We start from the raw sequence: 21,507 nt of genomic DNA, 5'->3' as shown, positions 1-21,507 counted from the left end.
GCTAACAAAATAGGCTATAAAACCGCTAAAAGAAGATTTAAAATGGAACTCAGAAATTTAGCTATTGCCTTGATAGTTCTAAAATGTGAAGGAAATTTAGACCATTTTGAAACCTAAAAAAATGGCCAGAATTTCTTCCGACCATGACTAGCTAATTAGCTCCCTTTTTTTATGTTAAGAATACATCTTATCTCTCAATTCTTTAACTTTTTTATCAGATAAATATTCATCAAAACTACCCAATCTATCTATAGCTCCATTTGGTGTTAACTCAATAACTCTATTGGCAACAGTTTGTGCAAATTCGTGGTCATGGGTTGTGAATAACACTGTACCTTTAAAGTTGATTAAAGAGTTGTTTAATGCTTGTATTGATTCTAAATCTAAGTGATTTGTAGGTTCATCTAACACTAAAATATTTGCTCTTTTCATCATCATTCTAGATAACATACAACGTACTTTTTCTCCTCCAGATAAGACGTTACTTTTCTTTAACGCTTCTTCACCAGAGAAAATCATTTTTCCTAAGAAACCTCTTAAAAATACTTCTTCTCTTTCTTCTTCTGTCTGTGCATATTGTCTTAACCAATCTACCAGGTTTAAATCTCCATTTTGGAAAAAGCTAGAATTATCTAAAGGCAAATAAGATTGTGTTGTGGTAACTCCCCAAGAAAACTTGCCAGCATCTGCTTTTTTATTCCCCATGATAACTTGATAAAATGCTGTAACTGCTCTAGAATTTCTAGAAATTACTGCAACTTTATCTCCTTTTTGTAAATTAATATCAACATTAGAAAACAGTTTTTCTCCTTCAAACTCTTTGGTTAAACCTTCTATATTTAAAATTTGATCTCCAGCTTCTCTATCACGTTCAAAAATAATTGCAGGATAACGTCTACTTGAAGGTTTAATATCTTCTACGTTTAATTTCTCAATCATTTTTTTACGAGAAGTTGCTTGTTTAGATTTGGCAACATTGGCAGAAAAACGACGAATAAACTCTTCTAATTCTTTCTTTTTGTCTTCTGCTTTTTTGTTTTGTTGTGCTCTTTGTTTTGCTGCCAATTGAGAAGATTCATACCAAAATGTATAATTTCCAGAAAAATGATTGATTTTACCAAAATCGATATCAGAAATATGTGTACAAACAGCATCTAAAAAGTGTCTATCATGCGAAACTACAATGACACAATTGTCATAATTTGCTAAAAAGTTTTCTAGCCAACCAATCGTTTCAAAATCTAAATCATTGGTAGGCTCATCCATAATTAATACATCAGGGTTACCAAAAAGTGCTTGAGCTAATAAGACTCTTACTTTTTGTTTTCCATCCAAATCTTTCATTAACGTGTAATGTAACTCTTCTGAAATGCCCAAATTTGACAATAAAGCTGCTGCATCAGAATCTGCATTCCAACCATTCATTTCTTCAAATTTTACCTGAAGTTCTCCAATTTTTTCAGCATTTTCATCAGTATAGTCAGCATATAAAGCATCAATTTCTTTTTTAATGGCAAAGAGTTCTTTATTTCCCATCACAACAGTCTCTAATACTGGATAATCGTCAAACTCATTATGGTTTTGTGTTAAAACCGACATTCTTTTTCCTGGCTCTAAATGCACATGACCAGAAGTTGGATCTTGTTTTCCAGAAAGAATTTTTAGAAATGTTGATTTTCCTGCTCCGTTTGCGCCAATAATACCATAACAATTTCCATTTTGGAACTTGGTATTTACTTCATCAAACAAAACACGTTTACCAAATTGTACAGATAAGTTAGAAACTGATAACATAATACTTTTTTAAAATTTGCTGCAAAAGTACAAATTTGATTTCTCTTTTCGCCTCTGAATTTTAACGGTTTTTTATAAAATATTTATCAGTTTTGTTAGCACTATTTTAACAACGTATTAACAAGAAACATTTGCTTCTATTCCTACATTTGTACGGTGTCTAATGAGCACCATTATATGACAAAAATTATATTCAAATTTTCTCTAGTATTTTTAATTGCTTCTCTAGTGAGTTGTGGTTCTGATTCTAAAGAAGCAACAACTTTTTTTGGTGGTAAAATTATCAACCCTAAATCTAACCATGTTGTTCTTTTAGCTATGGATAAGGTTATTGATACTTTTTATTTGGATGATAACAACAAGTTTCTTGGTAAAATAAAGAATGCCAAAGAAGGGCTTTATCATTTTAAACATGGCTTAGAAAATCAATATATTTATATTGAGCCTCAAGATAGTTTAATGTTAAGACTAAACACTTGGGATTTTGATGAATCTTTAGTTTTTGCTGGTAAAGGTGCTGATAGGAACAATATTTTAATTGATTGTTTTTTAGAGGATGAAAAAGAGAATAAAATGTTTTATTCTTTTAACAGATTGAGTCCTGAAAAATTTAAACTCAAAATGGATTCTCTATTAAAATTAAAAAAAGCAACTTACCAAGAGTATTTAAAAACACATCCAAATGAAACAAACAGATATCATCAAATTTTAAAAATTGCCTTGATGTATCCTATATACACAAGAATAGAGAGATATCCAGTAGCAAATGTTAAATACTCTAAACTAGGTGATTTCCCTACTATTAGTACTAACTTCTATTCGCATAGAAACGAAGTAAACATTAACAAAGACTCTTTAATGTATTATTATCCATATTCAAAATACATTAGCAATTACTTATACAATTCTACATATTCACTTGGGCATAAGCCAATGGTTAATGAATATTCTTCTAGGTTTACCATTGATTTATTAAATACAATTAACCAAAGTATTAGCTCATCAGAATCTAAAAATGCATTATTAAAACAAACTGTAATTCAACATTTTTACAGAAAATCTAGCTGTGATGTTAATGAAGATGCTTTTCAAACTTATTTTGAATTAAGTGATAACGAGAATGATATTACTCATGTAAGACTTCTATTAAGAGATAGTAAAAGTGTAAAAAAAGGAGATCAGTTAAAAGGTTTTAAAGTTTTTGACTTTAACAACTCTAAGCATGATATTTCTGATATTATAAAAGGTAAAAATTCACTTATATTCTTTTGGAATCCTGAATACGTATCAGAAACTTATATTACTTCGAGAATTAAGTTTTTTAACAATAATTTTCCAAAGATTCATTTTATTCAGGTAAAAATTGATGGTAATTCAAATGATAGAATACCAGAATTAGATATCAAAAATCAATTTTACATTGATAAATCTAGTAAAGCCAATCAATTCCTAACTAGTAAGATGCCAAGATTAATTATTGTAGATAAAAAAGGCGAAGTTGTAAATGGCTATGCTTCTATTTCTTCTAGAAAAGTTTACAAAGAATTAAATAATTTGATTAATCATTAAGTTTGTCACATTATTCTATATAATTTAATGTACCTTTGCACGATTTTTATTTTGAGTGTAACTCATTAAAAATCAGTCCGATTTATAAACGGGTTTGCAGGTGGGCGTTCTGTGAATCCACAAAAACACAGTAATGTCAACATTTTTAGAATTAGGTTTAAAAGAACCTATCAACAAAGCATTGACGGATTTAGGTTACGAAAAACCTACCGTTATTCAAGAAAAAGCAATTCCACAAATCATCACTTCTACAGACGATTTAAAAGCATTTGCTCAAACTGGTACAGGTAAAACTGCTGCCTTTAGTTTACCAATACTAGAACTTCTAGATGAAGGAAACAGTAATGTTCAAGCAATTATTTTATCACCTACTAGAGAACTTGCAGTTCAAATAGGTAACAACATTAAAGATTTTAGTAAATATCAAAAAAATGTAAAAGTAACCACTGTATATGGTGGTTCTAGCATAGAAGATCAAATTAGATCTTTAAAAAAAGGATCTCAAATTGTTGTTGGAACTCCAGGTAGAACTGTAGATTTAATAAACAGAAGAGCTTTAAAGTTAGGAAACGTTCAATGGCTTGTTTTAGATGAAGCTGATGAAATGTTAAACATGGGCTTTAAAGAAGAACTTGATAAAGTTTTAGAAGCTACACCAGAAACTAAACAAACGTTATTATTTTCTGCTACTTTTCCAAGAGAAGTTGAGGCTATTGCCAAAAACTATATGACAAAACCAGTTGAAATTACTTCTGGCGAAAAAAATTCTGGATCAGTAAATGTAAGTCATGAATATTATGCAGTTACAGAAAGAACACGTTACCCTGCTTTAAAAAGAATTGCAGATTTAAACCCTGATATTTATGCTATCATTTTTTGTAGAACTCGTAGAGAAACACAAGAGGTTGCAGACAATCTAATTAAAGATGGTTATAGTGCAGATGCTTTGCATGGAGACTTATCTCAAGCTCAAAGAGATTCTGTAATGGGTAAATTTCGTAAGAAAACCATTCAAATTTTAGTAGCTACAGATGTTGCTGCACGTGGTTTAGATGTAAACGAATTAACACACGTTATCAATCATAAATTACCAGATCAAATAGAAAACTACACACATAGAAGTGGTAGAACTGGTAGAGCTGGAAATAAAGGAATTTCTATTGTTTTAGTCAATGGTAAAGAGAAAGGAAAACTAAGAGTTATAGAAAGAATCATTAAACAGAAGTTTATTGAGACAAAAGTACCTTCTGGTAAAGAAATTGTAGAAAATCAATTAATGAATTTAATTGATAAGGTGCAAAAAACAGAGGTAAATGAATCTGAAATCAATGAGTTTTTACCAACTATTTACGAGAAGTTAAAAGATTTAGATAGAGAAGCTTTAATTCAAAAATTTGTTTCATTAGAGTTTAACACAATGTTAGCTTATTATGAAAACGCTAAAGATTTAAATGATTTAGCTTCTAGAGATAATTCTCGTGGAAGATCATCTAGCGAAAATATGAGTCGTTTCTTTATCAATATTGGTAGAAAAGACAAATTAAATCCTGCTAAATTAATTGGTTTAATCAACGATCAAAATATCGGAGATAAAATTGAAATTGGTGCTATAGATATTTTAGATACATTTTCTTTCTTTGAAGTTGACAATAATTTTGAAGATAAAACTCTAGAAGCTTTTGCTACCAATCAGCCTGATTTTGATGGACGTTCAGTAAATGTAGAGATTACTAAAAAAGATCGTTCTGGCGGAGGTGGTAAAAGAAGAGGAAAAAAGCCATTTGGTAAAAAAGATGGTGGTTTTGGTAGACGCAGAAGTTCTGATAATTCTGATAGTGGAAGAAAAAGATCTGATAGACGTTCTGAAAGACCTAAAAACTCAGGAGACAGAAAGTCTGGTGGCTTTGGAAGAAGACGTAGAGAACGTTAGTACCTTCTTTAAATTATATACTACAAACCTTGTCTTAATTGACAAGGTTTTTTTGTTTTTACAACGAAACCGATTTCTTAGATTTTTATAAAACATGATAAATGTTATAAAATCACTTTCAATACTTCCATTAAATTTGTGATAGAAATCCATTCAAAAACAAACAAGAAATCATGAAAAAGCTTGTATTCCCAATCATTATGATTCTCCTTATCGCATTTAAAGTGTATAGTGATAAAAAGGAAACGCATCAAGAAGAAACACACCCTCATTGGACCTATCAAGGTGAAACTTCTCCTGAACACTGGGCAGAAATAGAGAAAAATTCAGATTGCGATGGTCAAAGACAATCTCCTGTAAACATTATAGATATTAATACAAGTCCTATTAAATTTAATGAAAATCCTTTAGATATTCGCTACTCTCCTACCACTCAAATCAACAAAGTAATCAATAACGGACATTCTATTCAATTTAATTTTGAAACTGGTGATTCCATTCAATATCATAACAATACCTATCATTTATCACAAATTCATTTTCATGAACCTTCAGAACATACCGTTAATGGTGTTCGTTATCCGTTAGAAATTCACTTGGTTCATACAGGCAAAAACAACGATTATACAGTAATGGGTATTTTAGCAAAAGAAGGTGAAGAAAGTCAGTTATTTGAGTTTTTTGAAAGCTTTTTACCGCTAAAAGAAAATGAAACTAAAGAAATACATCAATCATTAGATTTGTCAACTTTATTCCCAGAGAAAGATGATTTTTACTCTTATGGTGGCTCTTTAACAACTCCTCCATGTACAGAAAGTGTAAATTGGATTATTTTTAAAGAACCTATAATTGTTTCTGTTGATGAAGTTTTAAAACTGAAAAAGAATATGCCAAAAGACAATTACAGAAATGAACAAGCTTTACATGATAGAGTTGTAAATGTAAATATTCACACAAAATAACATAGTATTTTTAACAATTTCATAAAAATATAGAATCATTATCATCATCTTATTATAATGGAAATATTATTCAGATATTTGCATAAATAGTTACTTTTCAATAGTAAATAATGATTGATAATACTTCTTTAGAAAACTTACACAAATCACTTTTTGGTGATGTTTTGTATGATGATTTACACAAAACATTATATGCCACAGATGCTTCTGTTTATCGTAAAATTCCTTTAGCAGTTGCTTTTCCAAAGGATGAAAATGATATTAAGATTTTAATCGATTTTGCAACTAAAAATAACATCACTTTAATACCAAGAACTGCAGGAACATCTTTAGCAGGCCAATGTGTAGGTGATGGAATTGTGGTAGATGTTTCTAAGCATTTTACACAAATTATTCATTTTGACGAGCAGAACAAAACCATCAAATTACAACCAGGAATTGTAAGAGATTCTTTAAACATTTATTTAAAACCTTTTGGATTGTTTTTTGGACCCAACACTTCAACATCTAACAGATGTATGATTGGTGGTATGGTTGGTAACAATTCCTCTGGAAGTACCTCTATTAGATATGGAGTTACACGTGATAAAGTATTGGCAATTGATGCTATTTTAAGTGATGGTTCTTCAGCTACTTTTAAAGAAATTACATCAGAAGAATTCATCAACAAAACCAAAGAAAATAGTTTAGAAGGACAGATTTATCAATCAATTTATAAGGAATTAAATTCAGCATTTGTACAACAAGAAATTAAAAAAGAGTTTCCTAAAGAAACCATTCACAGAAGATGTACTGGTTATGCTGTTGATGAATTTTTAAAATCAGATTTGTTTGGAGGTACAGAACCTATTATAAATGTTGCTAAATTATTAGCAGGAAGTGAAGGTACTCTAGCTTTTTCGACAGCAATTACCTTACAATTAAATACAATTCCTCCTAAAGAAAGTATCATGGTTTGCTCTCATTTTAAAAGCATTAACGAGAGTTTAAAAGCCACATTAACATCCATGAATCATAATTTGTATAATTGTGAATTGATGGATAAAACTATTTTAGATTGTACTAAAAACAATCGTGAATTGGCAAAAAACCGCTTCTTTTTACAAGGAGATCCAGAAGCTGTTTTAATGTTAGAAGTTGCTGCAAACACTTTACCAGAAGCAGAACTTTTAGCAAATAAATTAATAGAAGATTTAGAAAAAAACAATTTTGGATACCATCACCCAAAAGTATACGGAGCAGATATTGCCAAAGTGCACTATTTACGAAAAGCTGGTTTGGGTGCTTTAGGAAATATGGTGGGTGATATGAAAGCTGTGGCTTGTATAGAAGATACTGCTATTGCTTTAGAAGATTTGCCAAATTATATTGAAGAATTTACCAAAATAATGGCAAAATACAAGCAAAATGCTGTGTATTATGCGCATGCAGGTGCTGGAGAATTGCACTTACGTCCGATTTTGAATTTAAAAAAATCTGAAGATGTCGTTTTGTTTCGAAAAATAACTACAGAAACTGCTGAATTGGTAAAAAAATACCAAGGTTCTTTTTCTGGTGAACATGGAGATGGAATTGTACGTGCAGAATTTATTCCTTTAATGATTGGTGATAACAATTATCAATTATTAAGACGAATTAAAAAAGCATTTGATAAAAATAACGTGTTTAACAAAGGAAAAATTACAGATGCTTTTCCAATGGATAAAAGTTTACGTTATGAAATTGACAGAACTGAACCCGAAATTAAAACCATTCAAGATTTTTCGGATAGCGAAGGCATTATAAAATTAGCCGAAAAATGTAATGGTTCTGGAGACTGCAGAAAACCTGTAGAAGCGGGTGGTACTTTATGCCCAAGTTATAGAGCTACTAAAGATGAAAAGGATACAACTCGTGCAAGAGCCAATATGTTACGTGAGGTTTTAACCAACAATACAGCTGCAAACAAATTTGATTCTAAAGAATTAAAAAAGGTTTTAGACCTTTGTTTAAGTTGCAAAGCCTGTGCTTCTGAATGCCCAAGTAATGTAGATATTGCCACAATGAAAGCTGAGTTTTTATATCAATATCAAGAAACGAATGGTTATTCATTTAGAAGTAAATTGTTTGCAAACAATGCCAAACTAAACAAATTAGGTAGCCTCACTCCTACTTTAGCCAACTTGGTTTTAAATACCAAATTCGCAAAATCTGCTATGGGAGTTGCAGTTGAAAGAAGCGTTCCTAAATTAGCTAAGAAAACATTAAATAGCTGGCATAAAAAACATGCAGCTATTGAGAAAAAAGAAAAGCAATCTAAAAAAGAAATCTATCTTTTTAACGATGAATTTACCAACTTTTATGATGTAGAAATTGGTAAAGACGCTGTTTATTTGTTAGAAAAATTAGGCTACACAGTCAATATTATCAATCACGAAGAAAGTGCTAGAAGCTATATTTCTAAAGGATTTTTAAAAGAAGCCAAAGCTGTTTGTGATAAAAATATTGCTATTTTTAAAGATATCATTTCTAAAGAAACTCCGTTAATTGGTATAGAACCTTCTGCAATATTAACTTTTAGAGACGAATACATCAGATTAGCAGATGATAAAACATCCGCTTCAACAATAGCAAAACATACATTTACTTTTGAAGAGTTTTTGGCTAGCGAAATAAAAGAAGGAACTATTAGCAAAGACAGTTTTACAAAAGAATCTAAGGCTATTAAAATTCATGGACATTGTCATCAAAAAGCATTATCGAGTACAAATGCTAGTTTTCAGATTTTAAATTTACCAGAAAACTATACAGTAACCATATTAAATACAGGTTGTTGTGGTATGGCTGGTTCTTTTGGTTATGAAAAAGAACATTATAAGGTAAGCATGCAAGTTGGTGAAGATACGTTATTCCCTAAAGTAAGAAATTGTAGTGTTGATACAGAAATTGCTGCAGCTGGAACCAGTTGTCGTCATCAAATTTTTGATGGTACAAAACGTATAGCAAAGCACCCAATTACACTTTTAAAAGAAGCTTTATTATAAAATTATGAGCAAAAAAAACAAATATGTAGCTGATGAAAATCGCTATGAAAAAATAAAATATAGAAGAACAGGCAATAGTGGTTTATTGTTACCTGAACTTTCTTTAGGCTTATGGCACAATTTTGGGGCAAATGATGATTTTAAAAATGCTAGAAACCTTTTAAAATGTGCTTTTGATAATGGAATTACTCATTTTGATTTGGCCAATAATTATGGACCACCTCCTGGTTCTGCTGAAAAAAACTTTGGTAAAATATTAAAAAAGGATTTTAAACCTTACAGAGATGAATTGATTATTTCATCGAAAGCAGGTTATGGTATGTGGCCAGGACCTTATGGTGATTTAGGCTCAAAGAAGTTTTTAGTAGCAAGTTTAGACCAAAGTTTACAAAGAATGGGATTGGATTATGTAGATATTTTTTATCACCATAGACCCGATTATGATACGCCTTTAGAAGAAACAATGGGAGCTTTAGATTTGATTGTAAGACAAGGAAAAGCTTTATATGTTGGGATTTCTAATTATCAACCAGAAAGAGCTGCAGAAGCATTTAAAATCTTAAAAGATTTAGGAACTCCTTGTATCATTCATCAACCCAGATACAATCTATTTGATAGGTGGATTGAAGATGGATTATTGGATTTATTAGACAATTCTGGAGTTGGAGCAATTTGTTTTTCTCCTTTGGCACAAGGTATGCTGACTAATAAATACATAAATGGATTGCCAAAAGACTCTAGAGCAGTAAAAGACAGTCCTTTTTTAAATACAAGCCAAGTTTTAGAACATTTACCAAAAATTAAAGCTTTAAACGAAATTGCTGCAAATAGAAATCAAAATTTAGCACAAATGGCAATTTCTTGGATTTTAAAAGATGATAGAATTACTTCCGTTCTAATTGGTGCTAGTAAAACTGAGCAAATTTTAGACAGCTTAAAAGCTACCGAAAACACAACTTTTTCTACTATTGAGTTGGATAAAATTGATAAAATTCTAAAATAAAAAAAGCCCTTTTTATAAATTATAAAAGGGCTTAATATTTAAATATTCTTTAATCTTTTGTTTCTGTTTCTATTACTCCTTCTTCAGCCAATAACGCAAAGAATTTGTCTAGATTTGGAAGAATTATAATTCTAGTTCTTCTGTTTTTTGCTCTATTTTCATTATTTGTATTCGGAAACAAAGGCATTGTATCTCCTCTACCTGAAGCAATTAAACGATGACCTTCAATACCAAATTTATTTTGTAATAATCTCACAATAGAAGTTGCTCTTTTTACACTTAAATCCCAATTGTCTTGTACGCTTTTATTATTAATGGTTTGAGAATCAGTATGACCCTCAATCATAACATCCATACTTGGTTCAGATTCAATAATATCGGCCAATTTAGTTATCAACTTTAATGCTTCTTTTCTTACCCTGTAACTACCTTTATTAAATAATAATTTATCAGACACAGATATCATCACAACAGTCTGCCCTATATCGATATTAATATCACTTGATCTTTGAAGCTCTTTAGAAACTAAGGTTTTTTTAAATATATTATAAGAAACTACTAAATTTAAAGTATCCTTGAATGTGCTTGCTTTGGCTAATTTTTTTGGATCAATTTTTTTGATTGTTGCATCCATCATTTTTCTCACTTTTGGAGAAACTTGAGGTACACCATCAATCATCTTAAAATCTATTGCATTTTTTTCTTTTTGTAGAGAGACATTATCATCTTTTAAAGAGTTTATTTTTTCATTATACAACTTCACTCTATTCTCAATCTTCGAAAACTTGAGTTTTAAATTGTTTAAGTTACTTTTAGTTGTTTTGTATTCGGACTCTAATGCTGCATACTTTTTGTTAGAAACACAAGAACTTGTTAAAATAATAAGTATAGATAATGGTAAAATTGCCTTTTTCATATATTTTTTGGTTAATTAAGTGATAAATATAACATTAATTCTAAAACTCTATTACATTGATTATATTATTTTTTTGTTTAAGCATTTATACAGGAAACAAATAAATACAAAGTAAATCACTTACTATCAGTATCTTTAATATTTCTTTAAGATAATTACACATTATAAATACTTATATTTGTTTAACATTTATAAAAATAAATCAAACAAAATGAATCAAACTAAAATTATTCTAAAAAATGCAGTAATTATAACCCTTTTAATTGGTGGCTATTTTTTTCTCTGTAAATTTTTTGGACAAGAAAACAATCCATATTTAAGGTTTATGAATTTATTTTTTGTAGTATTTGGTATCCGTAAAGCTATAATGACCAATATATATACTAATAAAGAGACAAAATACACAACTAACTTAGGTTTAGGAATACAAACCTCTGCAGTGGCTGTATTATTATCTATAATTGGTGTAATTGGATATATTGAATTAATTAACCCTGAGTTTTTATCTACAATGAATAGTTCATTCTTGATTGGTGGTGATTTAACTTTAGCAGAACTATTTTTTACATTATTAATAGAAGGAATGGCTTCATCTGTAATTGGATCGTTTGTGATTATGCAGTTTTTTAAAAATCACAATAAAGTTTTAGCTACAGCATAAAAAAAGCTCCATATGGAGCTTTTTTTTATTGTAAACTATTTAGACTAGATTTTATCGTTTCAATTTTTGCAAGCGTATCTGCTTCTTTTTTTCGTTCTAATTCGATAACTTTCTCTGGTGCATTAGACACAAAACGCTCATTAGATAATTTCTTTTGAATTCCGAATAAGAAACCTTCTGCTCTTTTTAATTCAGCATTTAGTTTTTTTAGTTCTGCCTCAACATCAATATTAGCAGCAGAAATTGGCACAAAATATTCATTAGATTTCACTCTAAATGATGCACCATCGACTTTATCACTAACATAATTTATTGTTGCCGTATTTGTTAGCTTTTGAATAACTTCATCAAATTCTTTTGTAGCCCTATCATTATCAACCACAAACAATTCAACTGCATCTTTAAAAGAAATATTTTTTTCTTTTCTGATGGTTCTAATTCCTGATACAACTCCAGTAGCAAAATCAAAATTAGAAATTATTGCAGCATCAAATGCTTTCTTTTCAGGATACTTTGCAATAATTAAGGCTTCATCAGATGTTCTCTCTGTAATATGCTGCCAAATTTCTTCGGTTAAGAATGGCATAAAAGGATGTAAAACTTTTAGGTTATTTTCTAAAACCTCTATAATGGCATCAAATGTTTTTTTATCTATAGGTTGTTGATAAGCAGGTTTTACAATTTCTAATAACCATGAAGAAAAATCATCCATAATTAATTTATAGATTGTCATTAATGCATCAGATAAACGATATTTAGAAAAATGATCTTCTATCTCTGCTAGTGCTTTTTGAAATTTTGCTTCATACCAAGCCAAACCAATTTTTGCGGTTTCTGGCTGTGCTAAATTTTCATCTATTTCCCAACCTTTAATTAATCTGAATGCATTCCAAATTTTATTAGCAAAACCTTTTCCTTGCTGACATAAATCTTCATCAAATAAAATATCATTTCCTGCTGGAGCACTTAATAATAATCCAACTCTTACTCCATCTGCACCAAATTCTTCTATCAATTTTAATGCATCTGGAGAATTCCCTAAAGACTTAGACATTTTACGTCTTTGTTTATCTCTAACTAAACCTGTTAAATATACATTTTCAAAAGGTTTTTGGTCTTTGTATTCATAACCAGCAACAATCATTCTTGCTACCCAGAAAAATAAAATATCTGGTCCTGTAACTAAATCGTTTGTTGGATAATAATATTTAATCTCTTCGTTTTCTGGATTTCTAATTCCGTCAAAAACTGACATTGGCCATAACCAAGAAGAAAACCAAGTGTCTAGTGCGTCTTCATCTTGACGTAAGTCTTTGGTTGATAGTTTTTGGTTGTTGGTTTTTAGTTTAGCAAGTTCAAGTGCTTTCTCAATATTCTCTTCAACTACAAAATCTTCTTTGCCATCACCATAGAAATAAGCAGGAATTTGTTGTCCCCACCATAATTGACGAGATATGTTCCAATCGCGTACATTTTCCATCCAATGTCTGTAGGTGTTTTCAAACTTTTTAGGTACTAAATTGATCTCATTATCATTGCCTAAAACAGCATCAATAGCTGGTTTTGCTAAATCTGTCATTTTTAAAAACCATTGATCTGATAATCTTGGTTCAATAACTGCTTTAGTTCTTTCTGATGTACCAACTTTATTTGTATGAACTTCCGTTTTTACTAAAATTCCTTTTTCTTCAAGTTCTTTAGCTACTTCTTTACGAACAACAAAACGATCTTTTCCTTGATAATGCAATCCAAAAGAGTTTAGAGAAGCATCTTCATTAAAAATATCAATTACTTCAAGATTATGCTTATCCCCTAGATTCTTATCATTTTCATCATGAGCAGGTGTTACCTTTAAACAACCTGTACCAAATTCTAAATCTACATATTCGTCCTCAATAATAGGAATAACTCTGTTGCACAGAGGTACAATTGCTTTTTTCCCTTTTAAATGCGTAAAACGTTCATCATTTGGATTGATACAAATTGCAGTATCTCCAAAAATAGTTTCTGGTCTTGTAGTTGCTATTGTTAACGTATCTGTAGAGTCTTCAATTTTATATTCTAAATAGTACAAGTTTCCTTGTCTTTCTTCGTGAATTACCTCTTCATCAGATAATGTAGTTTTAGCTTCAGGATCCCAATTTACCATTCTATATCCTCTGTAAATTAACCCTTTATTGTACAAATCAACAAATACTTTAATTACAGATTCAGACATTTCTGGATCCATGGTAAAAGCTGTTCTTTCCCAATCGCAAGAAGCACCTAACTTCCTTAATTGCTCGAGAATTATACCTCCATATTCATCTTTCCAATCAAAAGCATGTTTTAGAAACTCTTCACGAGTTAAATCGCTTTTAGAAATTCCTTGTTCTTTTAATTTGGCAACCACTTTTGCTTCTGTAGCAATTGATGCGTGATCTGTACCTGGAACCCAACATGCATTTTTACCTAACAAACGTGCACGTCTAATTAACACATCTTGAATGGTATTATTTAACATATGTCCCATGTGTAAAACTCCTGTTACATTTGGTGGAGGAATTACAATGGTATAAGGCTCTCTTTCATCTGGAGTGGAATGAAAATAGTTGTTTTTCATCCAGTAGTCATACCACTTGTCTTCTACCTTACTTGCATCATATTTAGATGGAATTGCCATACTTTGGAATAGTTTTTGAAATATAGTTGGCAAAAATACAATTCTCTTTTTTGTAGAGAAAATTAGTGATTGATTTTTTAAAATAAAATATTAGTTATAATTTTACAATATAAATATCTACATATGAAAGCTTTCGGTACTTTATTAGTATTCTTATTTGTTTCTTTTTCTGTTAATGCTCAAGAATTTAAGTTTGAAAAAGAAATTATTGATTATGGTAAAATAGCAAAAGGTGATAATGGAGAGCGAATTTTTGTTTTTACAAATATTGGAGACAAACCCTTAATCATTAAAAACATTCAATCTTCTTGTGGTTGTACAGTTCCTAAAAAACCAGAAAAACCTATTATGCCAGGTGAAAAAGGTGAAATTAAAGTTTCTTATGACACCAAAAGATTAGGTGGATTTTCTAAATCGATTACTATTTTTTCAAATGCCAAAAGCCCTAGAAAAGTAATTAAAATTAAAGGGTATGTTAACAAAGGAGTTTCTTTAGTGAAACAAAAAAGTCTAGTATCTGACAGTTAATTTTAAACTGATTTTTTAAGCCTAAATTCAAATTTCATTTTTTCTCCATTTCTGTCTATAACCAATCTTATTTTTTTGTTATCTCTTTCTTGGAATTTTGCAATTATATTAGAAAGTGTGTAAGTGTGTGCTGCTTTTCTATTTAAACTTATTATTTTGTCCCCAGGTTTAAGTCCTGCTTTATCAGCAGGTGAATTTTTTACAACACTTTTAATTTTATAGGTAGGCTTAAATCTAAATTGATATCTTGTTACAAATGATATTGTATTTTTAATATTAGTCTCTTCATTATAAGCTGAATTAAAATTACGGTTGGTTTTTTCTTCTTTTACAAGTTCTCTTCCTGCGTAAACTACATCAAGACCGCTCATGTTATAGTAGAATTTTTTTCGAAAAGAACTATTTTTCTTAAAAGTTATTTGTCTATGTGGATAATCTACCCAAACAGTAAACCTACTTAACATTCCTGCTCCTATACTTCCATTTCTGTACTTAAAATTTCTAGAAGCCTTTGTAGAAATGGTATCTAAAAAAGATACTGTGGGGTTTGGTATTTTAAAATCTCCTAACACAAATTTAGGTATTCTACTTCTATTCCCATAAATCGTTCCACTTAAGCCTTCTCCTAAAATATCTCTAAAATGTTTTATTGGAGTTTTAATATTTTTATCAGAATACTCAAAAAGCCATAATGCATCACTTCCTCCTGTATCTATTAATAGCTTAACCTCTTGCAGAGAATCTCCTACTGTGTCTAATTGAACTTTTGCTTTTAAGTAAGGTTTGCGTTTATAGTATTTCAATTCAGTAGTAAAACATTTCTTACATTTTCTATATTTAAAATTATCTGGTTTGTAAAATATAATTCTATTTGTTCTATAATTTATTTTTACAACAAAATTTTTAAAAACGCTATACCCAATAATACCATGAATTGTCGTTCCCATTTTCCCTGACAAATCATGAAAATCTTTTAAAACTACATAAATACTCTCATCTATACTTATTAATTGTTTTATGTTTACTCTATTATTTCTAGATATAATAGCACTTACAGCTTTACCACCTCCTAACCCTCTTAAAGTAACCTTTTCAGTATTCATTAAACTAATACTGTCTTTTGAAGATAAATTAAAAAGAATTGTTTTATTTACACCTGTATCTAAAATAAAAGATAATTCTTTTCCATTTATAGTTACCGGTATAACAATTAGATTATTAATTTTTTTAAAGCTAAGTGATACTTTTTCAGAATTTTTGTTTTTAAAATAAAACCCTGTTTGAGAATAGGTATTATCAAAAAGTATAATTACAAATAAAAAAGATAAAACTAATTTAAATTTCAAGTGATTTAATTTTACTATGTAAGATACAAATTAAGCTTCTTATAGCATTTTTTTTATGATTTTTTTAACCTTTAAACTTTCTACAATATAATGTGCTAAATAAAATATATTTCGGAAATTTGTGAAAGATAAATCTTAAAAAATTATTATGCCTTCAATTTCTAAAAAAGGAACTCAAATGCCATCATCTCCAATAAGAAAACTGGTACCTTATGCAGAAGATGCTAAAAAAAGAGGAACTAAAGTTTTTCATTTAAATATTGGTCAGCCTGATATTAAGACTCCTCAAGTTGCTTTAGATGCTGTAAAAAACAATACTATTGAAACATTGTCTTATGCACGTTCTGAAGGATCTGAAGAGTACAGAATTAAATTAGCTAATTATTACAAAAAAAACAATATCAACGTCACAGAAAACAATCTTATTGTAACTACTGGTGGTTCTGAAGCTTTATTATTTACTATTGGTAGTATTACAGATCCTGGTGATGAAATTATAATTCCTGAACCTTTTTATGCAAACTATAATGGTTTCTCTACTGCTTCTGGAGTAAAAGTTGTGCCTGTAATCTCTAAAATTGAGGATAATTTTGCACTTCCTAAAATTGAAGATTTTGAGAAACTCATTACTAAAAAAACCAAGGCAATATTAATTTGTAATCCTGGAAATCCAACAGGATATTTATACTCTAAAGAAGAAATTGAAAAACTAAAACAAATTGTTTTAAAACACGACTTGTTTTTAATTGCAGATGAAGTTTATCGTGAATTTACTTATGATGGATTACAACATACCTCTATTTTATCTTTAAGTGGTTTAGAAGAAAATGCTATTGTAATAGACTCTGTTTCTAAACGTTACAGCATGTGTGGTGCTAGAATTGGATGTATCGTCTCTAAAAACAAAGAATTTGTAAATACTGCTATAAAGTTTGCACAAGCAAGACTAAGTCCACCAACGTATGCTTTATTAGCCAGTGAAGCTGCTTTAGAAACTCCACAAAGTTATTTTGATGATGTTAAAACAGAATATGTTGAGCGCAGAAACACGTTAATTTCTGAACTACAAAAAATTGATGGTGTAAAAGTGGCTAATCCAAAGGGTGCGTTTTATTGTGTGGTTGAATTACCAGTTGCTGATTCTGATGATTTTGCACAATGGATTTTAGAAAAATTTAATCATAATAATGAAACTGTGATGGTCGCGCCTGCAAGTGGATTTTATTCTACTGAAGGAGAAGGAAAAAATCAAGTAAGAATTGCTTATGTTTTAAAGAAACAAGATTTAATTCGTTCTGTAGAAATTTTAGCAGTAGCACTAAAGCAATACAATAGCTAATTGAACATTCAAGAAAACATATCACTTAAATACTACAATACTTTTGGTATTGATGTTACTGCAAAACGTTTTATCTCTATAGATTCTGTTTATCAATTGCAACAGCTTTTAAAAATTGAAAAAGATATTTTTTTAATTTCTGGTGGAAGCAATATGTTACTTACTAAAGACATAAATAAATTAGTGGTACACATTAACATTAAAGGTATTGTTATTGATAGAGAAGATGACAATAACGTTCATTTAACTGTTAATTCTGGCGAAAACTGGCATGAGTTTGCGCTGTGGTGTGTTTCACAAAATTATGGAGGAATAGAAAACTTATCTTTAATTCCAGGTAATGTTGGAACTTGTCCTATTCAAAATATTGGAGCTTATGGAGTTGAAGTAAAAGATACAATTACCAAAGTTGAAGCCATAGAAATAGCATCAGGAAAATTAGTGCAATTTTCTAATGAAGAGTGTAAATTTGGGTATAGAAACTCGATTTTTAAAAATGATGCCAAAGGTAAATACATCTTAACTTCTGTGAGTTTTCAATTGACAAAGACGAATCATAATTTAAATACTTCTTACGGCGCTATTGAAACTGAATTAGCATCTAAAGGAATTGAAAAACCTACTTTAAAAGATATTTCTGATGCTGTTATTGCAATTAGAAAATCAAAACTACCAGATCCAAAAGAAATAGGAAATAGTGGGAGTTTCTTTAAAAACCCTGTGATTACTAAAAATCAATTTTTAGACATTCAAAAAGAATATCCAAAAATTCCAAGTTATACTGTTTCTGATTCTGAAACAAAAATTCCTGCAGGTTGGTTAATAGAACAAGCTGGTTTTAAAGGAAAACGTTTTAGAGATTATGGTGTACACACAAAACAAGCTTTGGTTTTGGTAAATTATGGAAATGCTTCTGGAGAAGAGATTTATCAACTGGCTCAAAAAATACAAGCTACAATTTTAGATAAATTTGGAATCACTTTAGAAATTGAAGTGAATGTAATTCACTAAAAAACCAGACAAAATTATATTTATCTGGTTTCGAGAATTGAGTTAGGGATTAAATATTTTATTCTTTATCAAATAATGCTTTGTGTATAATTCCCGCTACAATTGCTCCACCAATTGGTGCAACCCAAAACAACCAAGATTGAGTTAAATATTCTCCACCAGCAAAAATTGCTTGACTTATAGAACGTGCAGGATTAACTGAAGTATTTGTAATTGGAATACTGATTAAATGGATAAGAGTTAAGCCCAAACCTATTGCAATAGGTGCAAAACCTTTTGGAGCTCTTTTGTTTGTGCTTCCTAAAATGATTAATAAAAAGAACATTGTCAATAAAAATTCAGCAATAAATGCAGATTGCATAGAGAATTTACCTGGCGATAATTCACCATAACCATTCGCTGCAAAACCTCCAATAGATTCGAAATCAGATTTTCCAGAGACAATCAAATACAATGCAGATGCAGCTAAAATTGCTCCGACTAATTGAGAAATGATATAAGGAATTAATTCTTTTACAGAGAATTTACCTCCAGCCCAAAGACCAAAAGAAACAGCAGGGTTAAAATGTCCGCCAGAAATATGACCTACTGCATACGCCATGGTTAAAACGGTTAAACCAAAAGCCAAAGAAACACCTACAAAACCAATACCTAATTCTGGAAATCCAGCAGCAAAAATTGCACTACCACATCCACCAAAAACTAGCCAAAAAGTTCCAAATAATTCAGCAAAATATTTTTTCATAATATAAAATGTTTAGTTATTAAATAGTTGATATTAATTCTTTTGACACTCAATATATTAAAAAGTCACATTATTAATATTTTGCTCAATTTTTTAAGTTGACAATAAGAATATGTATCTTTGTATAAGAATTATTTTTTATGAAATTATTATTGTTAACTTTAGGTTTATTAGCTCTTGGTGTTGCTGGAATTGCCATTAAAATATGGGCAAAAAAAGATGGTAAATTTGCAGGAACTTGTGCAAGTCAAAATCCAATGTTAAATAAAGAAGGAGAAGCTTGTGGTTTTTGCGGAAAAACCCCAGATCAGTTTGATACTTGTGCAGAACCAGAACATAAATAAATTCATTTTTACTTCATGATATTATCTGTAGTTCTCTACGTTTTTGTAGTATTTACAGTTATTCAAATTATCTATTATTTTACGTTTTTTACTTTTGTTTTTAGTCCGCAAAAAAATAAAAATAAAAAAGCTCACATTCCTGTCTCTGTCATTATTTGTGCTAAAAATGAAGCTAAAAATCTCAAGAAATTTTTACCCTCAGTCATCAATCAAAAATATGATGATTTTGAAATTGTTTTAATTAACGATTCTTCTTCAGATAAAACTTTGAAAGTGATGAAGAAGTTTAAAAAGCAGCACCAAAACATAAGCATTGTTAATGTAGATAGTATTGAAGCGTTTTGGGGAAATAAAAAATATGCGCTTACCTTAGGAATTAAAACTGCTAAACACGATCATTTGTTATTTACTGATGCTGATTGCAAACCTATTTCTAAATATTGGATATCAGAAATGAGTCAAAATTTTTCAGATGACAAAACCATAGTTTTAGGATATGGAAAATATAAAAAAGAAAAATCACTTGTAAATCTATTAGTACGATATGAAACTTTATTAACAGCTATTCAGTACTTTAGTTATGCAAAAATAGGGTCTCCATATATGGCTGTTGGACGAAATTTAGCCTATCATAGAAATGAATTTTTCAAGGTAAAAGGATTTATCAATCACATACACTTAAAATCTGGTGATGATGATTTATTTATTAGAGATGCAGCAGAAAAAGAGAATACAACAATATGTACATCCGAAAAAAGTTTTACAAAATCTATAGCTCCAAAATCACTAAAAGAATGGTTTAGACAAAAAAGAAGACATATTTCTACAGCAAATCATTATAAACAAAAACACAAATTCTTTTTAGGACTATTTTTTACCTCAAAAATCTTTTTTTACTTATTAGGTACTACCCTACTTTTTTTCTTTTCTTGGAAAATAATGTTACCAATTATTTTATCTTATTTTATAATTACAACGATTTTAATAGGTTTTGCCTCAAAAAAATTAAAAGAACCTCAAATTGCATATTTCTTCCCATTTTTAGAAATTGGATTGATATTATTTCAACTTTCGATATTTATCAGTAATTTGTGGTCAAAACCTAATCATTGGAAATAGACAAAAAACAGCTTAATATAACAATTTCTAAAGCAAAAAGTGGTAATCAGGCTGCATTTAGCTTATTGTTAGATACGTTTTGGAGTGATGTCTACAATTACCAATTAAAAAGAACACAAAACGAGAATGATGCTGAAGATATTACCATAAGAACATTTTCTAAGGCTTTTGATAAAATAGATTTTTACGATGATAAATACGTTTTTAAGACTTGGTTGATTACCATTTCTAAGAATTTACATATTGATTTATTGCGTAAAAAAAACATCTCAATCAATGCAGATACCTCTAAAGAGCAAGAAAAAAGAGCGTATTTAGTGGTTGATGAAAATCCTACTCCAGAAGACCGAATTATTACAGAACAAAATTTGGCTAAATTGTTAAGAGACATCAAACAATTAAAACCTAAATACCAAGAAATCATTCAATTACGATATTTTCAAGAATTAAGCTACAAAGAAATTGCTGCGCAAATTGATGAACCTATGAACAACGTAAAAGTAAAATTATTACGTGCTAAAAAGTTGTTGGCAGAGATTATCAAAAAGTCTTAGT

17 protein-coding genes are annotated in these 21,507 nt (G+C 29.6%); 12 read left to right on the top strand and 5 right to left on the bottom strand.

Features of this window, described 5'->3' with window-relative positions:
• Window positions 1-174: 174 nt before the first annotated feature.
• Window positions 175-1,794, bottom strand: a complete 1,620-nt coding sequence (locus FP421_RS05945) for an ABC-F family ATP-binding cassette domain-containing protein (RefSeq protein ID WP_159948544.1) — start codon at window positions 1,792-1,794, stop codon at window positions 175-177.
• 177 nt (window positions 1,795-1,971) lie between these two features.
• Between FP421_RS05945 and FP421_RS05940 the strand changes: the two genes are divergently transcribed.
• From FP421_RS05940 to mgrA, 5 genes are all read left to right on the top strand, one after another.
• Entirely contained in the window at window positions 1,972-3,363 is a 1,392-nt protein-coding gene (locus FP421_RS05940) for a TlpA family protein disulfide reductase (RefSeq protein WP_159948542.1), read from the top strand.
• 133 nt (window positions 3,364-3,496) lie between these two features.
• Window positions 3,497-5,293 (top strand): DEAD/DEAH box helicase, encoded by a 1,797-nt coding sequence (locus FP421_RS05935; RefSeq protein WP_159948540.1) that lies wholly within the window; start codon window positions 3,497-3,499, stop codon window positions 5,291-5,293.
• 173 nt (window positions 5,294-5,466) lie between these two features.
• Window positions 5,467-6,255 carry a carbonic anhydrase gene (locus FP421_RS05930; RefSeq protein WP_159948538.1) on the top strand — a complete coding sequence of 263 codons (789 nt, stop codon included), beginning with the start codon at window positions 5,467-5,469 and terminating at the stop codon, window positions 6,253-6,255.
• A 110-nt stretch (window positions 6,256-6,365) separates the two neighbouring features.
• Complete coding sequence (locus tag FP421_RS05925) at window positions 6,366-9,278, top strand: FAD-binding and (Fe-S)-binding domain-containing protein (protein WP_159948536.1); 2,913 nt, start codon at window positions 6,366-6,368, stop codon at window positions 9,276-9,278.
• A 4-nt stretch (window positions 9,279-9,282) separates the two neighbouring features.
• Window positions 9,283-10,281: an L-glyceraldehyde 3-phosphate reductase gene (mgrA, locus tag FP421_RS05920; RefSeq protein WP_159948534.1), complete on the top strand. Its 999-nt coding sequence runs from the start codon at window positions 9,283-9,285 to the stop codon at window positions 10,279-10,281.
• Window positions 10,282-10,330: 49 nt separating this feature from the next.
• Here mgrA and FP421_RS05915 read toward each other — a convergent pair whose 3' ends face one another.
• Window positions 10,331-11,197 (bottom strand): OmpA/MotB family protein, encoded by an 867-nt coding sequence (locus FP421_RS05915; protein WP_159948532.1) that lies wholly within the window; start codon window positions 11,195-11,197, stop codon window positions 10,331-10,333.
• A 211-nt stretch (window positions 11,198-11,408) separates the two neighbouring features.
• Here FP421_RS05915 and FP421_RS05910 point away from each other — a divergent pair, with 211 nt between their 5' ends.
• Window positions 11,409-11,858, top strand: coding sequence for a hypothetical protein (locus FP421_RS05910; protein WP_159948530.1), 450 nt, complete (start codon window positions 11,409-11,411; stop codon window positions 11,856-11,858).
• A gap of 25 nt (window positions 11,859-11,883) precedes the next feature.
• On the opposite strand, the gene FP421_RS05905 is transcribed toward FP421_RS05910, so the two are convergent.
• Entirely contained in the window at window positions 11,884-14,520 is a 2,637-nt protein-coding gene (locus FP421_RS05905; protein ID WP_159948528.1) for a valine--tRNA ligase, read from the bottom strand.
• Between the two features lie 123 nt (window positions 14,521-14,643).
• Between FP421_RS05905 and FP421_RS05900 the strand changes: the two genes are divergently transcribed.
• Window positions 14,644-15,048: a DUF1573 domain-containing protein gene (locus FP421_RS05900; protein WP_159948523.1), complete on the top strand. Its 405-nt coding sequence runs from the start codon at window positions 14,644-14,646 to the stop codon at window positions 15,046-15,048.
• Window positions 15,049-15,050: 2 nt separating this feature from the next.
• On the opposite strand, the gene FP421_RS05895 is transcribed toward FP421_RS05900, so the two are convergent.
• A complete protein-coding gene (locus FP421_RS05895) occupies window positions 15,051-16,394 on the bottom strand; it encodes an aspartyl protease family protein (RefSeq protein WP_159948521.1) in 1,344 nt (447 codons plus the stop codon).
• Between the two features lie 148 nt (window positions 16,395-16,542).
• Here FP421_RS05895 and FP421_RS05890 point away from each other — a divergent pair, with 148 nt between their 5' ends.
• Both FP421_RS05890 and murB read left to right on the top strand, forming a co-directional pair.
• Entirely contained in the window at window positions 16,543-17,733 is a 1,191-nt protein-coding gene (locus FP421_RS05890) for a pyridoxal phosphate-dependent aminotransferase (protein WP_159948519.1), read from the top strand.
• A complete protein-coding gene (gene murB, locus FP421_RS05885; protein ID WP_159948517.1) occupies window positions 17,734-18,744 on the top strand; it encodes a UDP-N-acetylmuramate dehydrogenase in 1,011 nt (336 codons plus the stop codon). It begins immediately after the preceding gene.
• Between the two features lie 58 nt (window positions 18,745-18,802).
• Here the strand turns inward: murB and aqpZ are convergent, their stop codons facing one another.
• Window positions 18,803-19,489 carry an aquaporin Z gene (aqpZ, locus tag FP421_RS05880; protein WP_159948515.1) on the bottom strand — a complete coding sequence of 229 codons (687 nt, stop codon included), beginning with the start codon at window positions 19,487-19,489 and terminating at the stop codon, window positions 18,803-18,805.
• A 140-nt stretch (window positions 19,490-19,629) separates the two neighbouring features.
• On the opposite strand from aqpZ, the gene FP421_RS05875 reads away from it, so the two are divergent.
• The 3 genes from FP421_RS05875 to FP421_RS05865 are packed head-to-tail and all read left to right on the top strand — an operon-like array spanning window position 19,630 to window position 21,506.
• Window positions 19,630-19,833 (top strand): membrane or secreted protein, encoded by a 204-nt coding sequence (locus FP421_RS05875; RefSeq protein WP_159948513.1) that lies wholly within the window; start codon window positions 19,630-19,632, stop codon window positions 19,831-19,833.
• 15 nt (window positions 19,834-19,848) lie between these two features.
• A complete protein-coding gene (locus tag FP421_RS05870; protein ID WP_159948512.1) occupies window positions 19,849-20,952 on the top strand; it encodes a glycosyltransferase in 1,104 nt (367 codons plus the stop codon).
• A complete protein-coding gene (locus FP421_RS05865; protein WP_159948511.1) occupies window positions 20,943-21,506 on the top strand; it encodes an RNA polymerase sigma factor in 564 nt (187 codons plus the stop codon). Before FP421_RS05870 ends, FP421_RS05865 begins: the two co-directional genes overlap by 10 nt.
• Window position 21,507: the final 1 nt, after the last annotated feature.

The organism is Polaribacter septentrionalilitoris, from assembly GCF_009832745.1.
Taxonomy (GTDB): Bacteria; Bacteroidota; Bacteroidia; order Flavobacteriales; family Flavobacteriaceae; genus Polaribacter; species Polaribacter septentrionalilitoris.
The sequence above is the reverse complement of the archived record's forward strand: the minus strand, read 5'-3'. Positions and strand labels throughout refer to the sequence as shown.